Below are 24,065 nucleotides of genomic sequence, written 5' to 3'. Positions count from 1 at the left end.
GCCTCGGTGCGATGCCGGTATCCAGGATGGCCGACCCCCGCCGTTCTCGTCAACGCATTTGTGACCCGCATTGCCCGCGCCGCAGCGTGCCCGGACCGGCCGTTACTGCCTGGCGGTCCGGGAGGTCACGGCGGAGCTCGCCGCGGCATGCCGTCATCGCGCGGGCGTTCCTGCGGGCGCCGGGTTATGAGCCGACCGGGCCGTTGTCGATGAACGCGTAGGTCGTCAGCAGCGGCGCGTCGCCCAGTTCCTCGGCGATCAGGCCGGTACGCGGGAAGACCTGCAGGAAGGCGCCCTCGTTGCTGATCGCGTACGTGGGCCGGCCCTGCTTGTCCTTGGCCTTGAGCCGGCTGATGGTGAACAGCTGGCCGTCGCGGCGGGTGTCGCAGGCGGTCGCTTCCACGGTGAGCGGGCTGCTGCCGTTGTTCTTGATGCCCATGCACGACGGCTCGCCACCGGCGCCGGCCTTCGCGGTCTTGATCAGGAACTTGTCGCCCACCGGGGCCAGGACGAACAGCCCGAACTCGGCCTCGCCGTCGGTCAGGTTGAGCCGGCCGTCCTCGTCGACCGCGACGATCGACTCGCTGGACGGGATCGGCCTGATCACCACCTGCCGCTTGCCGGCCAGAATCGGGTCCGCTTTGCTGCTCACCGCGGGTTTGTTGCCGCTGCCCGCCTTGGTCGTCCTGATCGGGGCGGGCGTCGTGCCCGCGGAGGCTGGGGTGGTGAAGGCGACCGGCTTGCCGGACTGCCGGTCGCCGCGGGTGCACGCCTGCTGGGTGAGCACCAGGCCGGCAGCCAGGACGCCGAAGAGAACAGTGGAACGACAGGTCCGCACGGGATTCCTCCAGATCGATGTGTTCCGACCCGGCCCATGGTGTCGATCAAGCGGCCCTTACGGCGCGATCGCAGCGCACAGTGGCACGAACCCTGGAGGTGGCTATCCGGTGATCGGCAGAGCGGTCGCTAGCGGCCAGGCCACCAGGAGTGACCCCACGAGCGCGATGAGCCACCCCGGCGCCGAGAAGCGGTGCAGCACGGCGCTCCAAATCGCCTGCCAGAGCAGCAGCACGGCGAGCAGCGGGACGATGAGCAGCACAAATCCGAACGTGAGCCCGACAACCGCCGCGCCCGTCAGTGCGACCACCGCGACCGCGGAGACGGCCAGGACACCGAAGCTGTTGCCGGCGGTGACCCGCTCGGCGGCGTACGCGAGGACAGCGAAGCCCGCCCACAGCAATGCCAGCAGCCACCACCGGGACCCGCCGGGGATGGCGTAGGTGAGGCCGAGGTGCGTGGGCACGGCGATCGCCGTGGCCGCGTACCCGATGAGCAGGGGTGTGGCCAGGGCCAGCCGCAGCCTTCCCGGTGGGGTGACCGGCGCGGGGTCCGGGCCGACCGGGCCGCGCAGGCGGAGGTAGCCGAGGATCATGGCCCCGGCGACGCCGGTGAATCCGACGAGGTAACCACCGATGGACACCGGCAGGCGGTTGGTCGGCAGCAGCCGGGCAAGCACGGCGGCGACCGCCGCGGCGCCGGCAGCGACCGCGAGGACTGCGCCGAGCTGCGACACCAGGAGCCGCGGCCAACGGCCCCGGGCGGTGCCGAACACCAGCCGGGCCAGCGGAAACAGCCCGGCCAGCAGGGACAACAACAGCATCGCGGCCCCGGCGATCCCGCGGATCGGCGACGGCATCGCGGACTCGTACGCCGGACGGCCGAAGCTCTCGTCCAGCCAGGCGGCGGTCTCCCGATGGGTACGTGGCGCGTAGAGGATGGAGATGTGCTCGACGCCGGGCACGACCACCATCCGCCCGGCGGCGCGTTCGGCCTCGGCCCGGAAGCCCGGGAACTCCAGCGCGCCGACCAGCAGCAGCAACCGCGCCGGCCGCTCGGGCAGCACAGTGGAGGCGTCCGGCAGCGAGAGCGCGACCGTCGCCGCGATCTCGGGGTGCGCCACCGCGTACCGGCTCACGGCCGAGGCGCCCATCGAGTGGCCCACCAGCGCGATCTTGGACGGGTCGACGTCGGGCAGCTGCCGCAGGTGCGTTGCCGCCACGTCGAGGTCACGCTGCAGGGCGGCGGTGGAGGAATCGGTGCTCGCGGCGCTGTCCGGCAGCGGCCTGGTGTTGGCACCATGGCCGGAGAAGTCGAGCAGCACGACCACATAGCCCCGGGCCGCGAGGGAGTCGCCGAACTGGGCCATCAACCGCGCTGAGCCGGCGAAGCCGTGGGCGACCACGACCCCGGGACGGCGGGCACCGGCGGGTGGGTGGACTTCGTCGAGCGGCACGCCGTCGACGACCACGTGCTTGCGGGTCCCCTCGCCGGACGGGCCGGCCAGTAGCCACCCCCCGACGACCGCCACCAGGACGGCGAGCAGCGTCACGACCAGCACACAGAAGCGGGACCGGGCAGCGTTGACCACGCACGAGTGTGACATCGAACCGGCTTCCTTCTAGCATCGTCCTGGCGACCGCACGGCGTCGACAGTCCGGAGAGGGAGCCCTGTGGGTGTTCCGCGCGCGTCGAGGCCGGCCCCGGTCGGCCCGTCCGTGCGATGGCCCGATCAGACTCTCGACGTCGCCGCTCTGCGCGCTGCCGGCCACCGGCCGGTCCCGTTCCGCGACGTGGTTCTGAAGGTCCACCAGCGGTGCAACCTGGCCTGTGACTACTGCTACGTGTACACGATGGCCGACCAGAGCTGGCGCGACCGGCCGCTGATCATGGAACCGGCGACCTGGCAGGCGGCCGCCGCCCGGATGGCCGAGCATGCCGCCGCACACAGCCTGCCTGTGATGCGACTCGTGTTGCACGGTGGCGAGCCGCTGCTGGCCGGCCTGGAGCGGCTGTCCCGCCTGGTCGCCGACTTCCGCGACGCCTTCGACGGTGGCTGCCGGCTGGACGTGCAGATCCAGACCAACGCGGTGCTGCTGGACACCGAGCTGCTGGATTTTTTCGTACGGGAGAACGTCCAGGTCGGTGTGAGCCTGGACGGGACAGCGGCTGACAATGACCGCCACCGACGGCGCGCCGACGGCCGGGGCAGCTTCGCGGACGTCGATCGGGCACTTCGCCTCCTCGGCAGCCCGCCGTACCGGGACGTCTTCGCGGGGCTGCTCTGCACCGTCGATCCCTCGACCGAGCCCATCGCGGCTTACGAGGCGCTGCTCGCGTACCACCCCACCGACATCGACCTGCTGATCCCGCACGCCAACTGGTCCGCACCGCCCGAACGGGACGCCGCCGACTGGCTCATCCCGGTCTTCGACCGGTGGTACGGCGCCCCACGGCGGGAGACAGGCATCCGCCTCTTCGAAGACGTGATCGCGCTGGTGCTCGGAGCTCCGAGCCGGTCCGAGCAGGTGGGGCTGAGCCCGGTGGCGGTGGCGGTGGTCGAGTCGGACGGGGCCATCGAACAGGTCGATTCCCTCAAGTCCAGCTATCCGGGCGCCTGCGGCACCGGGCTCACCGTCTTCGACGATCCGCTGGACGCCGCGCTCGACCATCCCGGCATCGTCGCCCGGCAGATCGGTGTCGACGCCCTCTGCGCGACCTGTCAGGCCTGCCCGGTCCAACGCGTCTGCGGTGGTGGCCATTACGCCCACCGCTACCGGCCCGGTACGGGTTTCCTCAACCCGACGGTCTACTGCGCTGACATGATCAAGCTGATCGGGCACATCAGCAGTCGGGTCGGCACCGACCTGCGCCGCCTCAGGCCCGCGTGACGCGAATCAGACCTGCTTGACGTGGGTCTTGACCACCTCGGCCAGCTCCGGCGTCCAGTCCATCGGCTGGTGAGCGGATTTCGTGTGCAGCTCCACGTGCTGCAGCAGCTCCCCCTGCTCCGGCGTCGTGAACTGGGCGGGGCAGTCGTTGTTGAAGTCAGCGCAGCGGATCGAAACGGCCATGCGTCTGGGCTACCCGGTGCCTCCGGCCTGAAACGGCGCGGAACGGGTACAGCCAGCTCAACCGACGAGAGGACGTGGTGATGAGCATCGAGCAGGAGCCCGAGGACATGGTCGAGGCGGCCGAGCAGGGTGACGCCCCCACGGTGCCCGAGGGAGAGGACGTCCGGGTGGGGCCCGAGGAGTCCGATGAGCCGCAGGCCGGGAGCGCCGAGCCGACCGACTGAGCGCTATCCGGCGCAGTGGAAGTACGACAGGGTCGCGTGGGTCTTGGTCTGCTGCTCCCCGGTCAGGTCGATCTCGTACGCCCGCAGCACCGACACGAGCTGGGCGGCCGCCGGGACCGCGGTGCGGGCCGCGCAGCGGGTGGACAGCTCGAGGATGCTGGAGCCGTCCGGGTAGGTCCAGCGTTCGACAGCCAGCCGGAAGTCCGCGCCCTGGGGGAAAATTTTCTGCCGCCGTACGTCGACCGGCCCGAAGATCGACAGATCGCCGATGCGGGTCCGGCCGGGGAGCAGCGCCAGCTGCTCCTTGGAGAACAGGGCGCGCAGCGGCCGCTGGCCGCGCACCGCCTTGCGCACGTCGTTGTCGCCGAGCCGCCGGGCGATCGCGCCGGTGCAGACGAACTGCCCGGGCATCGCGTCGACCTCGACGCCGAACCGCTTCGACCGGCGCAACCTTGCCGGCAGGCTGTCGGCTGCGCACGGCCGCAGCTTCACCACCGAGTCGTCGGCGCGGTCCTCGACGCTGCGGATGCGGGCCACCACCCCGTGCCGCTTCAGTTTCAGGTCGGTGGTGTCCAGGAAGTACACCTTGCGGGCGGACGCCCGGGAGAAGTCGACGCCCAGGGACGCGCAGGTGGCCTCGTGCTCGGTCGCGGGCACGACCAGCTTGAGCTCCACCCGGTCCGCGTGGCGGGTCGAGGCGAGCAGCCGGTCCAGCTCGTGGCCGGGCAGCTGCCAGAACTGCTGCGCGTCAGCCTTCGTCGCCGGATCCTGCACGAGCTGCATGTGGGGGTTCCTCCGGTGTCAACCATGGTCGAACAGGTCCGGGTTCCCCAGCGTACGCAAGACATGCGTGCGAGTGCTGTGCCGTGCGTCATGGCCGCGGCCCGGATGCGCGGCGCCGGCGGGACCGGCACCGCGCATCCGGCCGGTCACGCCGGCCGGCGCCGGTTGAGCAGCGGCACCAGGTTGAGCAGCAGGCCGACCAGCGCCACGCCGGTCACCAGGTTGACGCCGGGGTGGAAGCCGCTGAAGTCGGTGCCCCCTCCCCCGTCCGCGAGCAGCGCCGTCAACACAGCCAGCACCAGGGCCGCGCCCACCTGCCCCGAGGTCTGCACGAGACCGGAGGCCAGGCCCTGCTCGGAGTCGGCGATGCCCTGCGTCGCCTGGGCCATGATCGAGCTGAAGCCGAACGCGAAACCGCCGCCCAGCAGCAGCATCGTGGGCAGGACCGTCACGGCGTAGTGCGGTGCGTTGCCCGCCGTCAGCAGGAACCACGCGTAGCCCAGCAGCAGGGAGGTCATCGAGCTGATCAGCAGGCGCGGGGTGCCGTACCGGTCGATCAGCCGGCCCACGAAGGGCGACCCGAACGCGACCAGCAGGCCCGCCGGCAGCAGCGCGAGCGCCATCCGCAGCGGCGACCAGTGCAGGACGTTCTGCAGGTACAGGGTCATCATGAACTGGAAGCTCAGGTAGGAGCCGAACAGCGCGATCATGCTCAGGTTGGCCCGCACGACCGTGCCGGTGCGCAGGATGCCCAGCCGGATCAGCGGGTGCCGGACCCGCTTCTCGGTGATGACGAAGCCGGCGAGCAGCGCCACGGACAGCAGCAGCGAGCCCAGGGTCAGCGGGTCCGTCCAGCCGCGGTCCGGCGCCGACACGACGGTGTAGACGGCCAGGAGCATTCCGGTGGTCAGGGTCGCGGCGCCCACCAGGTCGGGGCCACCGCCCGCGGCCGGCCGGTCGCGCGGGATCAGCGCCATGCCGGCGACCAGGGCCCCGATCGCCAGCGGTACGGGGATCAGGAACGTCCACCGCCAGCCGAAGCTGGTGAGCAGCCCGCCCAGGATCAGCCCGGACGAGTAGCCGCTGGCGCCGAAGACGGAGAACACCGACAGCGCGCGGTTGCGGGCCGGGCCCTCGTGGAACGTGGTGGTCAGGATCGACAGGGCGGTCGGCGCGGTGAACGCCGCGGCCAGGCCCTTGATGAACCGGGTGGCGATGAGCAGCGTGCCGTCGTCGACGAGGCCGCCGACGAGCGAGGCCACCGCGAAGACGGCGAGGGCGATCAGGAAGACCTTGCGACGGCCGAGCAGATCGGCGGTACGCCCACCGAGCAGCAGCAGTCCGCCGTAGCCGAGCACGTAGCCGTTGACGATCCACTGCAGCGAAGTGGTCGACAGGCCCAGTTCGGTGCCGATTGACGGCAGCGCCACGCCGACCATCGAGACGTCGAGCCCGTCGAGGAAGAGCACGGCGCAGAGCACGGCCAGGACGCCCCAGAGACGCGGGGTCCAGCGCTGATCGACCGGAGTGGCCGGAGCTGCCGCCGGGAGGGCGGCTTCTGAGATAGTCACGGGCCAGAAGTTACATGCACATGCATTAAATGTCGACGCATCAGATTCCCGTGCATATGATTTGAGTGCATCTACCTCCCCCAGCAGTTAGGATGCGCGACATGACGTCCGAGCCGGCCCTGGTTGAGCGCTGGCGCTCCCTGCTGACCAGCTACAACGAGGTCGCGGGGCATCTGGAGCGGGCGCTGCAGGAAACCCACGGGCTGACCATGGGCGAGTTCGAGACGCTCGACCGGCTGATCACGGTCACCTGTGAGAAGCGACGCATGCAGGAGCTCGCCGCGGACATGTACCTGAGCCAGAGCGCGCTGTCCCGGACCGTCGCGCGGCTGGAGAAGGGCGGGCTGGTCTGCCGCAGCCTGTGTGAGGACGATCGCCGAGGGGTCTTCGTCACGGTGACGGAGGAGGGCTTCCAGCGGCACGCGGACGCCCGCGCCACCCACCGGGCGATCCTCGCCGAACACCTCGGCGCCCCAACCACAGCCGGCTGAGGCCGACCCCGCTTCGCCAGATCACTCGGCCTTCGCGCGATCCTGCCAGGTGCAGAGGCAGACCTTGTTGCCCTGCGGGTCCGCCAGCACCCAGAAGCTCGGCGCCTCCGCGTCACTCACCAGCGTGCCGCCCGCCGCCACCGCCGCGTCGATTCGCGGCTGGACCTGGGCCGGGTCCACCCACACGTCCGGGTGCCAGCGCTGCCGGGGCTCCTCGCTGCCGGACTGCTGCAGCCACATGACCGGCAGCGCCCCGTACGGGTCGCGCAGCTCGTCGCCGGCCGGTTCCATCGCCAGCACGGCGCCCCAGAACGGCAGGACGGCGGCGAAGTCCGGGCTGTCCAAGGCCAGCTCCAGCCGGGACACGGTCCCGCCTTCGGTGGCCGTGCCGGCGTCGGCGGCGATGGTGGAGATCGTGCGGGCCAGCCGGAGGTCGCGGCCGGTCACCGCGCGAACGTCGTGGCTGGTCAGGCGGATGTCGACGTGGGTGTAGCGGAGGTCGAGGTCCGGGTGGTGGTCCATCGCCTCCGCGGCCGCGCCGATCGCGTCGACGATGGCGAGCCCGGCCGCGAAGTCCTGGGTACGGATCCTGGTCTGGAGTCCACCGAGCAGGTAGACCCATCCGGCCGGGGCCTCGTCGGCGATCTGCTGTCCCGTCAGCTTGGTCATGCAGGGATGCTCGCACACCGGCGGCCCCGCCGCGATCAGCTCCAGCCGGCGTCCCGGCAGGCCTTGGTGAGCGCGTCGGCGTCCGCCTTCCAGGCCGTGGTGCTGTCGTTGGCGCTGTCCCCCACGGCCAGGACCCGGTCGGCGATCGTGTCGTTGTCGGTGCCGGCGGCCGACTTGCTGACCTTGTCGGCCAGGGCGAGCCGGGCCGCCGCCGAACGAGCCTCCGGATAGCCGTCGGCGAAGTCGGTGCACGCCTGCTCGGCCGGGGCGTCGAGCACACCGCCGCCCTGATCCTCGCGGGCCGACCTGCCCACCGCCAGTCCCACCAGGACCACCGCGAGCACCACTGCCCCGATGATGACCTGGCGCTTGTTGAGACTCAGCTTCACAACACTCCCCTGGAGAACGTACGGGCCGGAATCCGGTAGGCAGAGTATCCGCCGGCCGAGCTCCGGCCCGTCGGTACGAGGGTGCGCGTGCGGGGGATCAGCCGGCGCGGTGCGGCAGCTTCCAGCCCGGCCGCGGGAAGTGGCAGGTGTAGCCGTTCGGGATGCGCTCCAGGTAGTCCTGGTGCTCCGGCTCGGCCTCCCAGAACGGGCCGGCGGCGGTCACCTCGGTGACGACCTTGCCCGGCCACAGCCCGGACGCCTCGACGTCCGCGATCGTGTCCAGCGCGACGCGCTTCTGCTCGTCGTCGGTGTAGAAGATCGCCGACCGGTAGCTGAGGCCGATGTCGCCACCCTGCCGGTTCAACGTGGTCGGGTCGTGGATCTGGAAGAAGAACTCCAGCAGCTCACGGTACGACGTGACGGCCGGGTCGTAGACGATCTCGATCGACTCGGCGTGGGTCCCGTGGTTGCGGTACGTCGCGTCGGGCACGTCGCCACCGGTGTAGCCGACCCGGGTCGAGATGACGCCCGGGCGCTTGCGGATCAGGTCCTGCATTCCCCAGAAACAGCCTCCGGCGAGTACGGCCTTCTCTGCGGTCATCGCGATACACCTCTTTCTCGGCGGCCGCCGGACGACGGCTGCCTGCCCCACGAACGGTAGCGCGCCCGGGAGCCCCGCCGCGGGCCAGCGGCGACCCGATCAGGTGCGGTTCGCGCCGGTGGGCTTAGCGGTCCCGGTCCTGGGTAGGTGAAGGAGCTGACGCGCTGGTCAGCACGGGTCGGCGTCGGAAGCAGGACGGAGATGATCATGACCGATACACAGTCGCGCACTGTGTGGCCGGCGGAGGCGTCGACCGCACAGCTCGTGAGCCAGATGACCGAGCAGGTGTCCACCCTCGTGCGGGACGAGCTGGCGCTCGCCCGCGTGGAGATGGTGGAGAAGGGCAAGCGCGCCGGGACCGGCGCCGGGCTCCTGGGCGGGGCCGGCGTGCTGGCCATGTACGGCGTGGGCGCCCTGCTCGTGACCATCGGAGCAGCCCTGGCAGTCGTGTGGCCCACCTGGCTGGCGGCCCTCGTGGTCACCGTTGTGGTGTTCGCCATCGCGGCCGTGGCCGCACTGCTGGGTAAGAAGCAGGTCCAGCAGGCCGTGCCGCCGGCGCCGACCGCCGCGGTCGACAGCACCAAGCGGGACGTGGACGCGGTCAAGTCCGCCGTCCGGGACGGGAGGCACGGATGAGCAGCGACACCAACACCCGGGCGAACGACACGGCCCCGCAGGATCCCGAGCAGCTCAAGGCCGAGATCGCGCGTACCCGTGAAGACCTGGGCGAGACCGCCGCGGCCCTGGCCGCGAAGACCGACGTGAAGGCCCGCGTACGCGCCAAGGCCTCCGACGTCGCCGTCCGGACCACCGCGCTGGCGGGCACCGTGCGCGACCGGGCCGCGACGACGGTACGGCGTCCCGTGCCGGTGGCGATCGTCGCCGCGGTCGCCTCCGCGGCCACGGTGGCGCTGGTGCTGATCCGCCGCAGCCGTCGCTGACCTCTGACGCTCGGCAGCCCGTCCCGAACCGGGGCGGGCTGCCGTCGTTAACCGAGCTTTTTTCCGGTTTCGCCAGCTTCACGCGCTGATCCGAGGCGTAATAGGCGATGTGAAAAGTCTGCTCACAGTGCTCAGCGCCCTCGTCCTGACCGTCGCGCCGGCTCTCGTCCCGGCCACCCCGGCAGCCGCGGTGACCCCGGCCGACGCAGCGCCCGCCTATCACGTGGTCCGCCCCGGCGAGACGATCAAGAGCATCGCCCGGGCCCGCGGCCTGCGCCCGCGTGACCTGCGCGCCTGGAACGGCATCGTCAAGCCGAACCAGCCCAGCGCGGACGGGGTGCTCAACCTGGCCCGCCCGGCGGCTGGGCGGCTCTCCGGCTGGCGCTCCTCGATCGAGGTCGTGACCCCGGGGACGGTGAACTGGGATCCCGCCAAGAAGTGCCCGGTACGCCCGGCCGACCTGCGCAAGGTCTGGGTCACCTACATCGACTTCTACGGCGTGTCGCACCAGGGCAGCATCATCGTGCACCGCACCATCGCCACCCGCACCCAGCGGGCGTTCCGGACCCTGTACCGGATGCGCTTCCGGATCCAGGGCATGAGCCCGATGACCCTCAACGCGCCCTACATCTCCGACATGGCCGCGGTCACCTCGGGCTACAACTGCCGCGTCGTCAGCGGGAGCAGGACCTGGTCGCAGCATGCGTACGGCAAGGCCATCGACGTCAATCCGGTGCAGAACCCGATGGTCCGCGGCTCGTACGTCGACCCGGCCGCCGGCACCGACTTCCTGCGGCGCGACGTCTACCGCCGCGGCATGATGCACGCGTCCGGCGCCGTCCGGGCGTTCACCGACCAGGGCTTCTACTGGGGCGGACGGTGGAACAGCCTCAAGGACGACATGCACTTCAGCATGAACAACCGCTGATCAGGCGGGCCGGAGCAGGGCCACCAGGAAGTCCGAGCCGGGGCCGAACGGGCGCAGATCCCAGGTCGCCAGCAGCACGTCCTCGGCCAGCCCGGCGGCGGCCGCGTCGGCGCGGAACTCGTCGAACTCATAGCCCCGGCCGGCGCCGAAACCGATCGCCACCCGGCCGTTGCCGCCCAGGTGGGCGCGCATCCGCCGGAGGATCTCACCGCGGGTGTCCGGGGCCACGAAGGTCATCACGTTGCCGGCGCAGACGATCACGTCGAAGCGGTCCGGCAGCTCCAGCTCGGCCAGGTCGCCGACCTGCCAGTCGGTGCCCGGATAGTCCTGCCGGGCGGCCGCGATCAGCTCCGGGTCAAGATCCACGCCGGTCACCCGGTGGCCGGCCGCGGCGAGCCGGCCGCCCACCCGGCCGGTGCCGCAACCCGCGTCGAGAATGCGCGCGCCGCGCGGGACCATCGCGTCGATCAGCCGGGCCTCGCCGCCGAGGTCGGCACCCTTGCTCGCCATGGTGCGGAAGCGTTCGACGTACCACTGCGAGTGGCCGGGGTTCGCCGCGATCTGCTGAAGCCAGAGGTTCTCCACGTCCACGAACACTGCCAGACGCGACGGGCCCGGTCTCACGAAGAGACCGGGCCCACATTGCTCCGGGACCTACCAGTTACGGAAGTTGTCCTGGGTCTGCGCGTTGAACTCGTCCGTCAGGAACCGGCGGGCCGGGTTGGTCCGCCGATCCTTGAGCTTGAGGACGTCGAGGCCCTTGACGATGTCGTTCGAGAAGATGTAGCCGTTGTACCAGTACGCGGACCACGAGCCACCCAGCACGAAGCTGTCGGCCGAGAGCGGGCCGCGCTCCCAGTAGGCGATCTCCTTGGGCTTGCGGGAGTTGGTGAAGTCCCAGACCGAGATGCCGCCCTGGTACCACGCCTGCACCATGATGTCGCGGCCCGGGACCGGGATCAGCGAGCCGTTGTGGGCCACGCAGTTCTCGTTCTCGGTGTTGGTGCGCGGGATCTTGAAGTAGCTGCGGAACTCCAGCTTGCGGTTCTTGCCCTTGCCGACGATGTCGTAGATCGCGTCGGCGCCCCGGTTCGGGCCGATCTCCGGGTTGCAGGTGGCCGCGCCGCCGCCGCCGAGCTCGTCGGTGAAGACGACCTTGGTGGCGTTGTTGTTGAAGGTGGCCGAGTGCCAGAACGCGAAGTTCACGGTGTCCCGCACGCTGGTGATCACCTTCGGCGCGCTGCGCACGGAGATGTCGAACAGCACGCCGTCACCCATGCAGGCGCCGGCCGCGATGTCCTTCTCCGGGTACGCGGTGATGTCGTGGCAGCCGGTCGTCGCGGACTGGCCCTCGGTGCCACCCGGGTAGCCGCCGTCCGGGAACAGCACCGGGGTCGCCACCACGGCCGCCGCGGTGGGGTTCTGCACCGGCACGCGCACGACCGAGATCTTGTCGTGCGGCAGCGGGCAGTTCGGCAGGTCCGCGCCGGCCAGGTTGTACGACGACACGTACAGGTAGATCGAGTTGTCGCCGCGCTTGCCCGGCACCAGCGTCTGGGTGTGCGAGCCGCAGTCCGTCTTGACCGACTTCAGGTACTTGGGCGACCGCGGGTCGCTGATGTCGAAGATCTTGATGCCTTCCCACCGCTCGCCGGGGGCGGCGGTGGTGGAGCCGACGTTGTCGCAGGAGTCGTTCGTCCGCTGCGAGTCGGTGCCGAGGAACAACAGGTTGCCCTTGACCGAGACGTCGTTCTGCGAGCCGGGGCAGAGCACCTGCGCGGCGACAGCGGGCTCCTCCGGGTCCTTGATGTCGTAGACGGTGAAGCCGTTGTAGTTACCGGCGTATGCGTAATCGTCCTGGAAGGCGAGGTCCGAGTTCGTCGAGGTGGCGAACGGGCCCGTCTTCGGCAGGTTGGCGACCTGGTTGAGGTTGGGGGTGCTGGCGACCTCGTCGACACCGGGCGGGGTGCCGGGATCGAGTGCGGGGGCCTGCGCGGCGCCGCTCGACGGCGCCGACAACAGTCCGATGAGGACCGCGGCCGCGCTGACGCACGCCAGGCGCTTGAGCTGCCGCCCTCGTGAGGCAGAGTGCTTCATGGAGCTCCTTCCGGCTGCTGGCGCACCGAGGGGCAGGATGTTGTCACGGTCGGTGCGCATTCACCTTCGTCGCTACAGTAGTGGCCAGAGGCGGAACGCGGGGGACATTGTTATCCGGGCGAGAGGACCTGATGACTCGGCAAAGGACATTCATGCTGGTCAGCGCGGCAGCCGTGGTGCTGGCGGCCGGCGGGACGGCAGTGGTCGCGCGGGCCGGCGACGACCGTTCGGCCGCCGCGCCGCGGCCCGCCGCGAGTTCCACGCCGCCGGTCCGCGTCGTGCTGCCCGGCCGGCCCGGGGAGTCGGCCCGGGTGACCGACTCCGATCAGGTACGCGCACCCGACGGCTCGACGTACAACACGATCGACGTCGCCTTCGTGCAGATGATGATCGTGCACCACACCCAGGCGATCGAGATGGCCGAGCTGGCTCCGGAGCGCGCCGGTGGCACCGGGCTGCGCGCGCTGGCCGCCCGGATCAGCGCCGCCCAGGGGCCGGAGATCACCTGGCTGAAGCGCTGGCTGGCGGATCGCAAGCTGCCCGCGACCGATCCGGGGCACGACCACAGCACCATGCCGGGCATGCAGTCCCCGGCCGACCTGGCGGCGCTCGGCGCGGCCCGCGGCGCCGACTTCGACCGCAAGTTCGTCGCGATGATGACCGCGCACCACAAGGGCGCCATCCAGATGGCCGGCGACGTGCTGGGCGGCGGCAGCGACGAGTTGCTGCGGGAGACGGCCAACGAGATGGCCGTCGAGCAGGGCAGCGAGATCCGGCGGCTGGAGCAGCTCTGAGCCCTGTTGCGTCGGTCACCTGATCGAGCTCCGGAGATGCGTTCCGTCCCTGTTCACCGATAGGTTGTCCGGTGTGGATATGAGGGGTGTGCTTCGCCGAACGAGGCTGCCGCTCGTCGTCTCCCTGTTCCTGGCCGCGCTGCTCGGGGCACCGACCGCGGCCGGCCCGGTCACCGATCCCCTGCCGGCGCCCGTCACCGCCGCCGCGGCCGCGGCCCCGGTCGCTCCGGCGCCCGCGCCGCTGGTTCCCGAGGAGATCGTCCCCGATCCGCCGGCCGCCGCCACGGCACCGGCCGGGCCCGTCCGGCTCGCCGCTCCCCTCCTGACCGACCAGGTCAGCACCGCTGCGACCGCGCCGCGGGGTCCCCCGCACACCGCCTGAACGTCTCGTCACGCCCTCGGCCCGCTTCGAGGGTGCTCGATTACTGACCTCTCGCGGTGGACAAGGGATAGATCATGGACTTCGCTGTGGAAATCTTCGTCGGCAACAGCGGCCGGATGGCCGCCATCTGGCTCACCCTGATCCTGCTGGCCCTGGTCGCGCTCTTCGCGCTGGCCCTGCCGCGCGGCGTGCACCGCCCCCGGCAGATCTCCGCCTGGCTGGCCGCCAGCGCGGAACAGAAGCGCGCCGAGGCCGAGCGCCGGGCCGCGGAGGCCGCCGAGGCGATCCGGTACGCCGATGAGATCACCGTGGCTGCCCGGGGCGCGGCCCACACCGCCGAGCGCCGCCGCGAGGAATGCCAGCGGGCCCAGGCGGCCGTGGAAGGCGCCTGGCAGGCGTACCAGCGGGCGGACGCGTCCCTGGCCCGGGCTCGCCGCGCCGCCGCGTACGGCGTGCCGCAGACCCCGATCACCGACGAGGAGCGCGCGGACCGGGCCCAGGCCCTGCGCCGCTCCGCCCAGGCCGCCTACCGCCGGGGCGACCTCTCCGACACCCAGTTGCTGGACGCGCTGACCCACCGCAACGGCTGGGACCCGGCCCTGCACCCGGTCGAGCAGGAGCTCGTCCTCGCCCGGGCCGCGGTCACCCACCGCTTCAGCGCCTACCAGGACGCGCTGGACGCCGAGCAGGCCGCCTGGCAGGCATCGGACATCGCGACCGCCGCCGTACGCAGCCTCCGCCAGGAGGTGGCCAACGCGGAGGCGCTGGCCGAGGCCGCCCGGGCCGTCGTGCCGGAGAGCGCCCGCCCGGCCCGCAGCGCCCGCCGCGTCCCAGCTGCCGCCTGAGCCGCGTCCCGGCTGCCGCCTGAGCCGCGTCCCGGCTGCCGCCTGAGCCGCGTCCCGGCTGCCGCCTGAGCGGCGTCGTGCTGCCGCCTGGGGGGCGTCGCGGGTCCGGCGGTGGCGTCAGGCCACGCCGCCGTTGACGTAGATCGTCTGGCCGTTGATCCACCGGGCCGGGCCCGCCAGCGACGAGATCACCTCGGCGATGTCCTCCGGCCGGCCCAGCCGCTCCATCGGGTTCATCTTGGCCATCCGCTCGATCGTCGCCTCGTCCTTGCCGTCCAGGAACAGCGCGGTCGCGGTCGGGCCGGGCGCCACGGCGTTGACGGTGATGTCGCGGCCGTGCAGCTCCTTGGCCAGGATCGGGCTGATCGCCTCGACGGCTGCCTTGCTGGCCGCGTACGCCGCGTAGGTCGGCAGGTGGAGCCGGGTCACCGAGGTCGAGAAGTTGATGATCGCGCCGCCGGCCCGGATCCGGCGGGCGGCCTCCTGCGCCACCACGAAGGTGCCGCGGATGTTGGTGCGGTGCATCCGGTCGAGCTCATCGAAGCTCAGCTCGGCGACGGGCGCGAGCAGCATGATGCCGGCCGCGTTGACGACCACGTCGATGCCGCCGTACCGCTGCTCGGCCCGGTCGAAGGCCGCCCGGACGGCGGTCTCGTCGGCCACGTCGGCCTGGATCGCGACCGCGGAGCCGCCGGCGGCCTCGATGGCCGCCACCGTCTTCTCCGCCTCGTCCTTGTTTCCCGCGTAGACGATGACGACGCTCTGCCCGTCGGCGGCGAGCCGCTCGGCGGCCGCGCGGCCGATGCCGCGGGATCCGCCGGTGACGATCGCGACGCGGTTCCGGTTGCCGGTCATGGTGACTCCTTCGTTAGCTCTGGTGGCGCCGATAACGTAACCACGTTATCACCGCTAACGGCAAGGCGCTAACAGTTGAGTGTTATCGTCGTTACATGGCGCCAACCACCCGCGAACGGATCATCGAGGCAGCTGCCGCCCTGCTCACCGCGGGCGGCCGGGAGGCCGTGTCGACTCGTGCGGTCAGCGCGGCCGCCGGCGTTCAGGCACCCACCATCTACCGCAGCTTCGGTGACAAGCAAGGCCTGCTGGACGCGGTCGCGAGCCACGGCTTCGCCACCTATCTGCGCAGCATGGCCGCCCTCGAGCCCGGCGACGACCCGGTCGAGGACCTGCGCCGCGGCTGGGACCTGCACGTGGCGTTCGGGGTGGAGAATCCGGCGTACTACGCGCTCATCTACGGCGAGCCGCGGCCCGGTGTGCAGTCACCGGCCGCGCGCGAGGCAGCGGTGATCCTCGCCGGCCAGGTACGCCGCATCGCGGAGGCCGGCCGCCTGCGGGTGAGCGAGGAACGCGCCGCGTACCTGATCCACTCGGCCGGCGCAGGCATGACCTTCCAGCTCATCAGCATGCTCCCGGAGCACCGCGACCCGGCCCTGTCCACGCTGGCCCGGGAGTCGGTCATCGCAACCGTGACGACGGACTCCCCCGCTGCCGGCCACGACGGCGTGACCGGCCACGCCGTCGCCCTGCGCGCCGCACTACCGCAGCTCACCGAGCTGTCCGGCGCCGAGCGGGCCCTGCTCGGCGAGTGGCTGGGCCGCATCATCCGCTAACGCAGGCGCACCCACGCGCCGCTGTCGACCGACCGGGCCATCGCGTCCAGCGCCAGCGCGCTGTGCACGGCGTCGTCGAGGGTCGCGCCGTACGGCTTGTCCTCGGCGATCGACCGCAGGAAGCGGTAGGCCTCGATGACCTTCAGGTCGTCGTAGCCCATCGCGATGCCGGCGCCCGGCTGGAACGCCGCATACTCGCCCGCTTCCGGTCCGACGTAGACGGTCCGGACCGGCAGGTCCTGGTAGTCGTCGCCGGTGCTGACACTCAGCTCGCCCATCCGGCGGAAGTCCCAGGCCACCGATCCGCGCGTGCCGTGCACCTCGAAGCCGTAGTTGTTCTGCTGCCCCACCGCCACCCGACTGGCCTCCAGCACCACCCGGGCCCCGGAGGCGAGCCGGAGCTGACTGGAGACGTAGTCCTCGTTCTCCACCGGGCCCAGCTCACCGCCGCTGGCCCGGCTGTGCCCGGCGGTCGCGCCGGTCGGCCGGGCCCGCTCGGTCACGAACGTCGCGGTGTCGGCGACCAGCGCGTCGATGTCACCGAGCAGGTGCCGCACCAGGTCGACGCCGTGCGCGGCCAGGTCACCGAGCACCCCGCTGCCACCCCGCGCCCGCTCGAAACGCCAGCTCAGCGCCCCCTCGGGGTGGGCGGCGTAGTCGCTGAACAGCCGGAACCGAGCGTGCGTCACCGGGCCCAGCTCACCGGCGGCGATCAGGTCGCGGGCGGCGGCCACCGCCGGGGCGTTGCGGTAGTTGAAGCCGACGGCACCCTGGACGCCCGCCTCGCGTACCGCCGCGGCGACCGCCTGCGCGTCCGCGGCATCGAGGCCGACCGGCTTCTCGATCCAGATGTGCTTACCGGCCCGGGCCAGCGCCACTCCCAGCTCGCGGTGCAGGAAGTTCGGCGCGGTGATGCTCACGGCCCGGACGCGCGGGTCGGTGGCCAGCTCGCGCCAGTCGAGGGTGGCGCCGGCGAAGCCGTACTGCTCGGCAGCCTCGGCGGCGCGGCCGGGCACCTCGTCGGCGACCGCGACCAGTTCCGGCCGGACCCCGAGCTGCGGGAAGTGGTGCGGGACCCGCAGGTAGGACTGGGTGTGCACCCGGCCCATCCAGCCGAAACCGGCGACGGCGACCCCGAGGGCTTCTCGACTCATCCGGCCAGTCTGCCCCAGCGCCGGCGCCCTGCTAGCCCAGAATCTGTCCGACCTCCAGCCGGCCGGGCTGGACAACGTCGGCGTAGGTGCCGAAGCAGGCGGCGCGGCCGAGGCCGGGGACCTGGATGCGGTACTGCCGGGCCAGCGTGCTCAGCACGGACTTGTCGGCCGGCAGCTCACCCTGGCCCAGACCGGGAATCACGCAACGCGGGGTGGGCAGGTCGATCCGCAGCACCACGTCGCCCAGCCGCAGCTCAGTGCCGGGCTCCGGGTCCTGCGGCAGGTCGAGGATCACATTCGGCCGGAACCGGGCCGCGGACACCGGAGCGCCGCCGCTGCGCTCACCCAGCCGGGTCAGCTCGCCCGTGGTCACGATGTGCAGCGCGCCGAAGTCGGCGAACCGGCCGAGCCGTTCCACGCCGCCGACCGGGCTGACGGTCTCCTCGCCGGGCAGGCTGCCCGCCATCCACTCCGGGACCATGCCGGCGTCGTCGGGCAGCACCCGGTGCAGGCGCGGATCGGCCGGCGCGGTCCGGCTGAGCCGTACCGGCCGGCCCAGGTGGGCGGTCAGGGCCGCGTCGGCCTCGGCGCTGCCCGCTCGTACGGCGGATGCACCGACCCGCAAGGTCAGTTCGTCCTCGTGCAGGGACGTGCCGACCTCGAGCAGCCGGCCCCAGCGGCGCGGGTGCTTGGCGCTGCCGACCATGCCGTCCTCGCCGTCCACGCAGGCCCAGATCCGGTCGCCGGCCAGGCCGGTACGGTCCACGTCGGCCGCGCCGAGGGCCTCGCCCAGCGCACTCTTCAGGGGATAGCGCCGAAGCGCGACGATTTTCGGCATACCGCGATCCTATTTGTCCTCAGGCCGGCCCGGTGACAACGCCGGCCCGGCCCGGCGCCTCCGCACGCCGGCCGAGGGCCCGGACGGCGACGATGATGATCGGCACGAGGACCAGGTGGCAGAGGGCGAGAGTCACCTTGCTGGTGGCATCGAGGTCCGTGGGCAGCGTCATCACGACGATCGTGGCGACGGCCAGCAGCGGTCCGACGATCAGCGCGGTGCGGACCACCCACGCGCCGAAGCGGGACAGCAGCGCCACCGCCACGAGCCCGGCCAGGAGCGGCAGGGCGCTGAAGGCCGCCACGGTGACACCGTCGACCACGGCCGGGCCGGTGGGTGTGGTGAAGCGGAAGGTGCCGCCGGCTGCGCGGCCGACGCCGTACAGGATCAGATTGATCAGCACCGCCGCGCCGGCGGCGGCCGCGATGACCAGCACCCGGCTACGCATCGGCCGGCTTGGTCCCGCGGATCAGGAACGCCTCGATGCGGTCGAAGGCTCCCACCCACACCTCGCTGACGAAGAAGTCGCGGACCTCGGGCACCGGGAAGCCGCTCTGCACGACGGTCATCAGGGTGCCGTCGCCGGCCGCCTCGAAGGTGACCTCGATCCGGGTGCTCATTGTCATGCCGTCCGGGCTGGTGCCGGTGGACTCGGTGACCAGCCGGTGCGGCCGGTCGATCTCCACGAAGGTCTGCGTCTCCCGGAACAGGGTGTCCCGGTCGGGGCCCCACACGGCGGTCTGCTGACCGCCGACCCGCAGGTCCACCTCGATCTCGACGATGCCGGGCTGCTCATCGAGGATGCTGAACCAGATCTTCTGCTGCTCCGCGTCGGTGTAGGCGTCGAAGACCTCCGCCGGTGTGGCCGGGAGCTGCCGGGTCATGCGCATGTCGAGGGTCACGATGCGTTTCCTTCCGTGCCGTTGCGAAGGGTGAAGTAGGCGTCGAGGCCGTCGAGCTTGCGGGCCCAGAGCCGCTGATAGAAGGCGATCCACGCCATGGCGTCGTCCAGCGGCGCCGGGCCCAGGCGGCACTGCCGCGACCGCCCGACCTTCTCCGTGACGACGAGGCCGGCGTCCTCGAGCACCTGGACGTGCTTCTTCATGCCGGTCAGGCTCATCCCGACCGGCTCCGCCAGCTCGCCGATGGTCGCCGGGCCTTCGCCGAGCCGGACCAGGATCCGGCGGCGCTGCTGATCGGCGAGCGACGCGAACACCCGGTCGAGAACCTCTCGCTGAACCATGTGGTTCACCTTACGACACTGAACCACTCAGTTCAACATGCTCGGGGATTGGCTTCCGTCGTCCCGGGTACCCGGCGCCCATGCGATTCGGAAACGTGGAAGTGCGACCGCTCGGCGGCGGAATGGGCTGCCTGTTCATGGTCCTGGGGTCGATCGTGCTGTCGGTGCTGTGCACCCTCGGCGCGAACCTGTTCGTGCGCTGAGAAGGGCGGGCGACCCCCGTGGCCGCCCGCCCTCTGCTCAGTCCGTCCTCACCAGGTGCTGGGGGCCGGCGGCGCGACGACCGGCGGACGGTCGTCACAGGTGATCGTGTTCGGCAGCTCCCAGGGCGCCAGCCACGGGCCGGTCGTGCCGCCACCGTCGTTGCCGCCGAGGTCCGTCACGGTGAACTCCGAGCCGGTCGGCTTGAAACCGAACGAGCCGCAGTTGTTGATACCGACGGCACCCACGTTGCGGGCGTCGACGTTGGCGAAGGAAGCCGAGCCGGCCACCCGGGCGCTGAGCACCGAGGTGCCGGTGCCGTCGACCCGGATGTCCTGGAAGGCGACCCCGTTGATCGAGTAGAGGTCCTTCACGCCCCAGTCGCTGACCAGCATGATCGCGTTGTAGGTGCTGTCCAGGTAGTGGTCGCCCGTCACCCGGATGTTGGCGTCGATGCTCTTGTCGAGGGCGTAGAACCAGATCGCGCCGAGGCCGATCTTCCAGTTGAGTTCGAACGTGCCCGCCCGTACCACGGTGTTGTTCTTGATCGTCAGATCGCCGGCGAACGGCTCGGCGCCGAACCGGGAGCCCACGTGGATGCCGCTGCCCTCGCGGATCGGGTCGGCGATCAGGTTGTTCGACACCGTGTTGTCGGTGCCGCCGTAGATGGCGATGCCGTTGGCCAGCGTCGGCGTCTGCACGGTGTTGTGGTCGAAGGTGTTGCCGGCGTTCGTCGTCTTCTCCGCCCACATGGCCAGGCCGTCGTCGCCGGTGTTGCGGATGAAGTTGTTGCGCACCACCGAATTCGTGACACCGGTGTGGAAGTTGAGCGCGTCGGCGATCTGGTCGACGATCACGTTGCCGGTGACCCGCAGATTGCGCATCGGGCCGTCGAACCACATGCCGACCTTGGTGTGCCGGATGAACAGGCCCTCGATGCTGGAATCGCTGAGCGCCCCGCCGACGCCGTTCACCTGGTCGGTGTCGATGCGCTCGCGGACGTCACCCTCGATCGTGAAGCCCTTGAGGTGCACGTTGCGGCTGCCACCGTCGGCGGCGTCCTTGCCGTAGAAGCCGACGCCGGTGTGCACCGAGCCGTCCGGGGCGGGCTCGGCCAGCGTGACCTGCTTGCCCTTGATGATCGTGTGCCAGCTGCCGGCACCCTCGATCGTCACGTCGTCGACGATGATGTGCCGGTTCACCTGGAACGTGCCCGGTGGCACGTACACCTTGAGCCGGGCCCGCTTGGCGAAGGCGATCGCCTTGTCGAACGCGGCGGCGGAGTCCCGCCGCCCGGTCGGGTCGGCCCCGAAGAGCAGCACGTTCGCCGCGACCAGGTCGACGTGCGGGCGGGCGACCAGCTGCGAGTCGAGCAAGTCGATGACCGTCCACGCGGCGCCGGTCGAGGCGGTGAGCCGGATCCGGTCACCCGCGCGGTAGGTGCGGCTGAGCAGCATCCGCTGCTCGTCGAAGAAATGCATGGGCCGGAACGGCTTGTCGACCTGCGGCGTGGGGGTGGTGGCCGACGGTACGCAGCCGCACTCGGTGATCCACCAGTCGGGGTGCAGCAGGTCCGCGGCCGGGTCGTTGCTGAACGGGTACTGGTTGTAGAGGTACGCGTACTGCGAGGTCAGCGTCATCGTGCCGGCCCGCCGGCCGTTGACGGCGACCTTCAGGGGTGCGGTGATCCCGCCGCCGGTGGGGGCGTCGGGGATGCTGTAGCGCACAGTGATCGCGTTGGCCGCGGCGGGCAGGACGAACTCGACGTACTGCCCCGGGGTCAGTTTGACCGCCGTACGCCCGGAGGCCTCACCGGCCACGGTGTAGGCGGCCCGGTCGGGGCCGATCCGGGAGCCGGTGAAGGTGGCGTTCTCCGCCTCCTGCTCGGCGAAGTCCACTGTCGCGCCGCGGCCGGCGACGAGGGCGGGATCGAGGCCGGCGCGGGTCACGACGGGGGCGGCCGGGGCGGCACTCGCGGGGACGCCCGCGCCGAACACCAGTCCCAACCCGACCAATGAGGCGGTAGCCAGGACGGGCCACCTCGCATACACAGACATCGAGGAGCTCATTTCTCTCGGGGAGCTCGTTCATCTCGGGAGCGACCTGACCTTAGGTCTGCTGTGACGAATTCCACAAGAGCCTGTCGACTAATTTCGCAGTTCTGCTCGCTTCTTTCAGACCGGCTCGTTCGGCAACACCACGAACTTGCCGACGGCGACGCCTGCCTCCATGTCCGTGTGCGCCTGGACGATCTGGTCGAAGCGGTAGGTGCGATCGAGCGGCACAACGGCCTCACCCGCGGCGACCGCGTCGAGGAAGTCCTGGAGAACCGCCGGCGGCAGATCGTCGGCGTCGCCGCCGTAGCCGGTCAGCCGGACGCCCCGCGGGATGTACCCGATGGGATAAAAGTCCGGCACGGTCCACTCGTTGGACAGCATCCCGGCCATGCAGACGACCCCGAACCGGCCGGCGGAACGCAACGTGTCGGGCAGCGTCGGAGTGCCGACCAGCTCGAGGGCGTTGTCCACACCGTCCGGCAGGATCGCGCGCACCTGGGCGGCCACGTCACCGTCGTCGACGAGCACGTGGTCGACCCCGATGGCCCGCAACGCCTCCGCCTTGGCGGGATTGCGGGTGGTGGAGAGCACGGTCAGGCCGCGGCGCTTGGCGAGGATCGCGGCGGCCATACCCACGGATGAGGTGCCACCCCGGACGAGCAGGGACTGGCCGGGCTGGGCGTCGAGGCCTTCGGTCAGCGCACCGTACGCGGTCTGCAGCATCTCCGGCACCGCGCCGAGCGTGGCCCAGTCCAGGTCGCTGCGGAACGCGATCACCTGGGTCGCCGGGACGCAGGTGAACTGGGCGTAGCCGCCGTCGAAGGTGCGGCCCATCCCGCCCATCATCGCGAAGACCTGCTGCCCGACGGCGAACTCACCACCGGGCGCCGCGGCGACGACGCCGGTGGCCTCGATGCCGGGGACGCGGGGGAAGGTGACGCCGTCGGCGAGCCCGAGCCGGGTGTGCAGCTCGGAACGGTTCAGCCCGAAGGCCTTCACCTGGATCAGCACTTGTCCTGGCTGGGGCACCGGGATGGGGAGCTGACGGATGTGCAGGGCTTCGGGTGGGCCCGGCGCGTCCAGCACGATTGCTTCCATAGAATTAGATTCCATGGAAGCAATGTAACCCGGGTCGTCGGGGATGGCGCGGTGGCCTTGCGCACACATGTCGGCTGGCTGGTCGCCCCCGCAGGTGGGCGTCGCCCCCCGCTGACCGCATGTCTCGCGGAGATGCGCCGACCCGGCTCACCGCATGTCGGCCGCCAGGTTGACCCGGAGATGGGCGTCGACCCAGGCCGCGACGGCCGCGTCGCCGGGGTCCGGGCCGAGCCGGCCGGCCAGGGCTTCGACGGTTTCCGCGACCCGGCGCAGCCCGGCCCCGCGCAACCGTCCCGCCGCTGCGCGCAGCCGCCCGGGCATGGTGGCGGGCGCGTGCTGGAGACCGACGTGTGCCAGCTCAGCGAGCAGCGCCGCGGCCTCCTCCAAGGCCAGACCGATCGCGTCCGTGGCGAGAGGCGCAGCGTCGTCGGGATCAGGCCCGCGAGCGGCCTCGGCGAGGTCCGGAACCACCACGGAGCCGTCGAGAGCGAAACCGATCGGGTCGACCACCACGCCACCGCCGGCGCGGCGCACACTGCCGGCGACGTACCGCAGCTCCCCACGCAGGGCGGCGGCCATGCTGTCGAGCCGGCCGGGGGCGCAGGCCGCGTGGGTGGCGGACACCACGGCAGTGACCCCGGCGGCATCGGCGATGACGGCATCGAGGCGCTGGGCACCGGGTGCGTAGCTGACCGCGTGGACCTCGGCGACCGGGATGACGCGTACCAGCTCCGCCTCGACCCGGGCCCGGACCGGGCGGGGCGGCAGCGCATCGAGCTCGTCGGAAAGGGCGGCCAGGTCGTCCGCGATCAGCGCCGGCGGCAGATCCTGCCAGGAACCCCGCGACGTCATCGCCTCCGTGCGGCTCAACCGCCGGGTGCCGAGCCGAACAGCCCGGCTCGCACTGCGGGCGGCCGACTCGGTGACGACGGCGCCACCGGCCAGCGCACCGATGCTGACCCCGGCCACCCGCCGGCCGGCAAGCTCGGGCCCGATGCCAGTGGTCTCGTAGGTGCGACCCAACACCAGCACGGTGGCGCTGTCGGCGTGGGCGAGGAAGACCTCGACCGTTCGCTCGCCGCCGACCGCGGACACCCGCGCACCGAGACCATCAAGCCGGGCGCGGCGCAGCGGGGTCTCGGAAGCCTCATCGGTCCCGAGCACCCGGGACCGCAACGCTCGGCGTTTGGCGGTGCTGGTCACCGCACGATGGCGGG

The 24,065-nt window shown here is 71.4% G+C and carries 29 protein-coding genes; 10 read left to right on the top strand and 19 right to left on the bottom strand.

Annotated elements, in window-relative coordinates:
* Positions 1–184: 184 nt before the first annotated feature.
* Both ACZ6S4_RS26710 and ACZ6S4_RS26705 read right to left on the bottom strand, forming a co-directional pair.
* On the bottom strand, positions 185–838 hold the full coding sequence (locus tag ACZ6S4_RS26710) for a hypothetical protein (protein ID WP_465477540.1): 654 nt from the start codon (positions 836–838) through the stop codon (positions 185–187).
* 102 nt (positions 839–940) lie between these two features.
* Positions 941–2,428, bottom strand: coding sequence for a dienelactone hydrolase family protein (locus ACZ6S4_RS26705; RefSeq protein ID WP_465477539.1), 1,488 nt, complete (start codon positions 2,426–2,428; stop codon positions 941–943).
* A gap of 127 nt (positions 2,429–2,555) precedes the next feature.
* On the opposite strand from ACZ6S4_RS26705, the gene ACZ6S4_RS26700 reads away from it, so the two are divergent.
* Positions 2,556–3,728 carry an FxsB family cyclophane-forming radical SAM/SPASM peptide maturase gene (locus ACZ6S4_RS26700; protein WP_465477538.1) on the top strand — a complete coding sequence of 391 codons (1,173 nt, stop codon included), beginning with the start codon at positions 2,556–2,558 and terminating at the stop codon, positions 3,726–3,728.
* A 6-nt stretch (positions 3,729–3,734) separates the two neighbouring features.
* Here the strand turns inward: ACZ6S4_RS26700 and ACZ6S4_RS26695 are convergent, their stop codons facing one another.
* Positions 3,735–3,911, bottom strand: a complete 177-nt coding sequence (locus ACZ6S4_RS26695) for a DUF1059 domain-containing protein (protein WP_465477537.1) — start codon at positions 3,909–3,911, stop codon at positions 3,735–3,737.
* Positions 3,912–3,991: 80 nt separating this feature from the next.
* Here ACZ6S4_RS26695 and ACZ6S4_RS26690 point away from each other — a divergent pair, with 80 nt between their 5' ends.
* Complete coding sequence (locus ACZ6S4_RS26690) at positions 3,992–4,135, top strand: hypothetical protein (RefSeq protein WP_465477536.1); 144 nt, start codon at positions 3,992–3,994, stop codon at positions 4,133–4,135.
* Positions 4,136–4,138: 3 nt separating this feature from the next.
* On the opposite strand, the gene ACZ6S4_RS26685 is transcribed toward ACZ6S4_RS26690, so the two are convergent.
* Both ACZ6S4_RS26685 and ACZ6S4_RS26680 read right to left on the bottom strand, forming a co-directional pair.
* Positions 4,139–4,918 (bottom strand): hypothetical protein, encoded by a 780-nt coding sequence (locus tag ACZ6S4_RS26685; protein ID WP_465477535.1) that lies wholly within the window; start codon positions 4,916–4,918, stop codon positions 4,139–4,141.
* Between the two features lie 146 nt (positions 4,919–5,064).
* Positions 5,065–6,489: an MFS transporter gene (locus ACZ6S4_RS26680; RefSeq protein ID WP_465477534.1), complete on the bottom strand. Its 1,425-nt coding sequence runs from the start codon at positions 6,487–6,489 to the stop codon at positions 5,065–5,067.
* A 101-nt stretch (positions 6,490–6,590) separates the two neighbouring features.
* Here ACZ6S4_RS26680 and ACZ6S4_RS26675 point away from each other — a divergent pair, with 101 nt between their 5' ends.
* Positions 6,591–6,980 (top strand): MarR family winged helix-turn-helix transcriptional regulator, encoded by a 390-nt coding sequence (locus ACZ6S4_RS26675; RefSeq protein ID WP_465477533.1) that lies wholly within the window; start codon positions 6,591–6,593, stop codon positions 6,978–6,980.
* Positions 6,981–7,001: 21 nt separating this feature from the next.
* On the opposite strand, the gene ACZ6S4_RS26670 is transcribed toward ACZ6S4_RS26675, so the two are convergent.
* From ACZ6S4_RS26670 to msrA, 3 genes are all read right to left on the bottom strand, one after another.
* Complete coding sequence (locus ACZ6S4_RS26670; protein ID WP_465477532.1) at positions 7,002–7,649, bottom strand: 4a-hydroxytetrahydrobiopterin dehydratase; 648 nt, start codon at positions 7,647–7,649, stop codon at positions 7,002–7,004.
* 35 nt (positions 7,650–7,684) lie between these two features.
* Positions 7,685–8,038 carry a hypothetical protein gene (locus tag ACZ6S4_RS26665; protein ID WP_465477531.1) on the bottom strand — a complete coding sequence of 118 codons (354 nt, stop codon included), beginning with the start codon at positions 8,036–8,038 and terminating at the stop codon, positions 7,685–7,687.
* A gap of 97 nt (positions 8,039–8,135) precedes the next feature.
* On the bottom strand, positions 8,136–8,639 hold the full coding sequence (gene msrA, locus ACZ6S4_RS26660; protein WP_465477530.1) for a peptide-methionine (S)-S-oxide reductase MsrA: 504 nt from the start codon (positions 8,637–8,639) through the stop codon (positions 8,136–8,138).
* A 207-nt stretch (positions 8,640–8,846) separates the two neighbouring features.
* Between msrA and ACZ6S4_RS26655 the strand changes: the two genes are divergently transcribed.
* From ACZ6S4_RS26655 to ACZ6S4_RS26645, 3 genes are all read left to right on the top strand, one after another.
* Positions 8,847–9,275, top strand: coding sequence for a phage holin family protein (locus ACZ6S4_RS26655; protein ID WP_465477529.1), 429 nt, complete (start codon positions 8,847–8,849; stop codon positions 9,273–9,275).
* Positions 9,272–9,580, top strand: coding sequence for a DUF3618 domain-containing protein (locus ACZ6S4_RS26650; RefSeq protein ID WP_465477528.1), 309 nt, complete (start codon positions 9,272–9,274; stop codon positions 9,578–9,580). Before ACZ6S4_RS26655 ends, ACZ6S4_RS26650 begins: the two co-directional genes overlap by 4 nt.
* Before the next feature lie 109 nt (positions 9,581–9,689).
* Positions 9,690–10,508, top strand: coding sequence for a M15 family metallopeptidase (locus tag ACZ6S4_RS26645; RefSeq protein WP_465477527.1), 819 nt, complete (start codon positions 9,690–9,692; stop codon positions 10,506–10,508).
* On the opposite strand, the gene ACZ6S4_RS26640 is transcribed toward ACZ6S4_RS26645, so the two are convergent.
* The gene (locus tag ACZ6S4_RS26640) at positions 10,509–11,018 is read right to left on the bottom strand and encodes a class I SAM-dependent methyltransferase (protein ID WP_465477689.1); all 510 of its coding nucleotides are present in this window, start codon (positions 11,016–11,018) and stop codon (positions 10,509–10,511) included.
* Between the two features lie 144 nt (positions 11,019–11,162).
* Positions 11,163–12,605, bottom strand: a complete 1,443-nt coding sequence (locus tag ACZ6S4_RS26635; RefSeq protein WP_465477526.1) for an LVIVD repeat-containing protein — start codon at positions 12,603–12,605, stop codon at positions 11,163–11,165.
* Positions 12,606–12,757: 152 nt separating this feature from the next.
* Between ACZ6S4_RS26635 and ACZ6S4_RS26630 the strand changes: the two genes are divergently transcribed.
* From ACZ6S4_RS26630 to ACZ6S4_RS26620, 3 genes are all read left to right on the top strand, one after another.
* Positions 12,758–13,399 carry a DUF305 domain-containing protein gene (locus ACZ6S4_RS26630; RefSeq protein WP_465477525.1) on the top strand — a complete coding sequence of 214 codons (642 nt, stop codon included), beginning with the start codon at positions 12,758–12,760 and terminating at the stop codon, positions 13,397–13,399.
* A gap of 79 nt (positions 13,400–13,478) precedes the next feature.
* On the top strand, positions 13,479–13,781 hold the full coding sequence (locus tag ACZ6S4_RS26625) for a hypothetical protein (protein ID WP_465477524.1): 303 nt from the start codon (positions 13,479–13,481) through the stop codon (positions 13,779–13,781).
* A gap of 74 nt (positions 13,782–13,855) precedes the next feature.
* Positions 13,856–14,626 carry a hypothetical protein gene (locus ACZ6S4_RS26620; protein ID WP_465477523.1) on the top strand — a complete coding sequence of 257 codons (771 nt, stop codon included), beginning with the start codon at positions 13,856–13,858 and terminating at the stop codon, positions 14,624–14,626.
* Positions 14,627–14,743: 117 nt separating this feature from the next.
* Here ACZ6S4_RS26620 and ACZ6S4_RS26615 read toward each other — a convergent pair whose 3' ends face one another.
* Positions 14,744–15,481, bottom strand: a complete 738-nt coding sequence (locus ACZ6S4_RS26615) for an SDR family oxidoreductase (protein WP_465477522.1) — start codon at positions 15,479–15,481, stop codon at positions 14,744–14,746.
* A gap of 95 nt (positions 15,482–15,576) precedes the next feature.
* Here ACZ6S4_RS26615 and ACZ6S4_RS26610 point away from each other — a divergent pair, with 95 nt between their 5' ends.
* Complete coding sequence (locus tag ACZ6S4_RS26610) at positions 15,577–16,257, top strand: TetR/AcrR family transcriptional regulator (protein WP_465477521.1); 681 nt, start codon at positions 15,577–15,579, stop codon at positions 16,255–16,257.
* On the opposite strand, the gene ACZ6S4_RS26605 is transcribed toward ACZ6S4_RS26610, so the two are convergent.
* The 8 genes from ACZ6S4_RS26605 to ACZ6S4_RS26570 form a co-directional block, all read right to left on the bottom strand.
* Positions 16,254–17,411, bottom strand: coding sequence for a Gfo/Idh/MocA family protein (locus tag ACZ6S4_RS26605; RefSeq protein WP_465477520.1), 1,158 nt, complete (start codon positions 17,409–17,411; stop codon positions 16,254–16,256). The two genes, ACZ6S4_RS26610 and ACZ6S4_RS26605, sit on opposite strands and share 4 nt — an antisense overlap.
* A 31-nt stretch (positions 17,412–17,442) precedes the next feature.
* The gene (locus ACZ6S4_RS26600; RefSeq protein WP_465477519.1) at positions 17,443–18,249 is read right to left on the bottom strand and encodes an MOSC domain-containing protein; all 807 of its coding nucleotides are present in this window, start codon (positions 18,247–18,249) and stop codon (positions 17,443–17,445) included.
* Positions 18,250–18,268: 19 nt separating this feature from the next.
* Positions 18,269–18,697: a DUF6069 family protein gene (locus tag ACZ6S4_RS26595; RefSeq protein WP_465477518.1), complete on the bottom strand. Its 429-nt coding sequence runs from the start codon at positions 18,695–18,697 to the stop codon at positions 18,269–18,271.
* The gene (locus tag ACZ6S4_RS26590; RefSeq protein WP_465477517.1) at positions 18,690–19,151 is read right to left on the bottom strand and encodes an SRPBCC family protein; all 462 of its coding nucleotides are present in this window, start codon (positions 19,149–19,151) and stop codon (positions 18,690–18,692) included. Before ACZ6S4_RS26590 ends, ACZ6S4_RS26595 begins: the two co-directional genes overlap by 8 nt.
* The gene (locus ACZ6S4_RS26585; protein ID WP_465477516.1) at positions 19,148–19,492 is read right to left on the bottom strand and encodes an ArsR/SmtB family transcription factor; all 345 of its coding nucleotides are present in this window, start codon (positions 19,490–19,492) and stop codon (positions 19,148–19,150) included. The genes ACZ6S4_RS26590 and ACZ6S4_RS26585 overlap by 4 nt, the downstream gene beginning before the upstream one ends.
* Positions 19,493–19,743: 251 nt before the next feature.
* On the bottom strand, positions 19,744–21,750 hold the full coding sequence (locus ACZ6S4_RS26580) for a glycosyl hydrolase family 28-related protein (protein WP_465477515.1): 2,007 nt from the start codon (positions 21,748–21,750) through the stop codon (positions 19,744–19,746).
* A 117-nt stretch (positions 21,751–21,867) separates the two neighbouring features.
* Positions 21,868–22,863: a zinc-binding alcohol dehydrogenase family protein gene (locus ACZ6S4_RS26575; protein ID WP_465477514.1), complete on the bottom strand. Its 996-nt coding sequence runs from the start codon at positions 22,861–22,863 to the stop codon at positions 21,868–21,870.
* 132 nt (positions 22,864–22,995) lie between these two features.
* Entirely contained in the window at positions 22,996–24,051 is a 1,056-nt protein-coding gene (locus ACZ6S4_RS26570) for a hypothetical protein (RefSeq protein WP_465477513.1), read from the bottom strand.
* Positions 24,052–24,065 lie beyond the last annotated feature (14 nt).

It is taken from the genome of Actinoplanes sp. NPDC051405 (genome assembly GCF_055586185.1).
The sequence above is the reverse complement of the archived record's forward strand: the minus strand, read 5'-3'. Positions and strand labels throughout refer to the sequence as shown.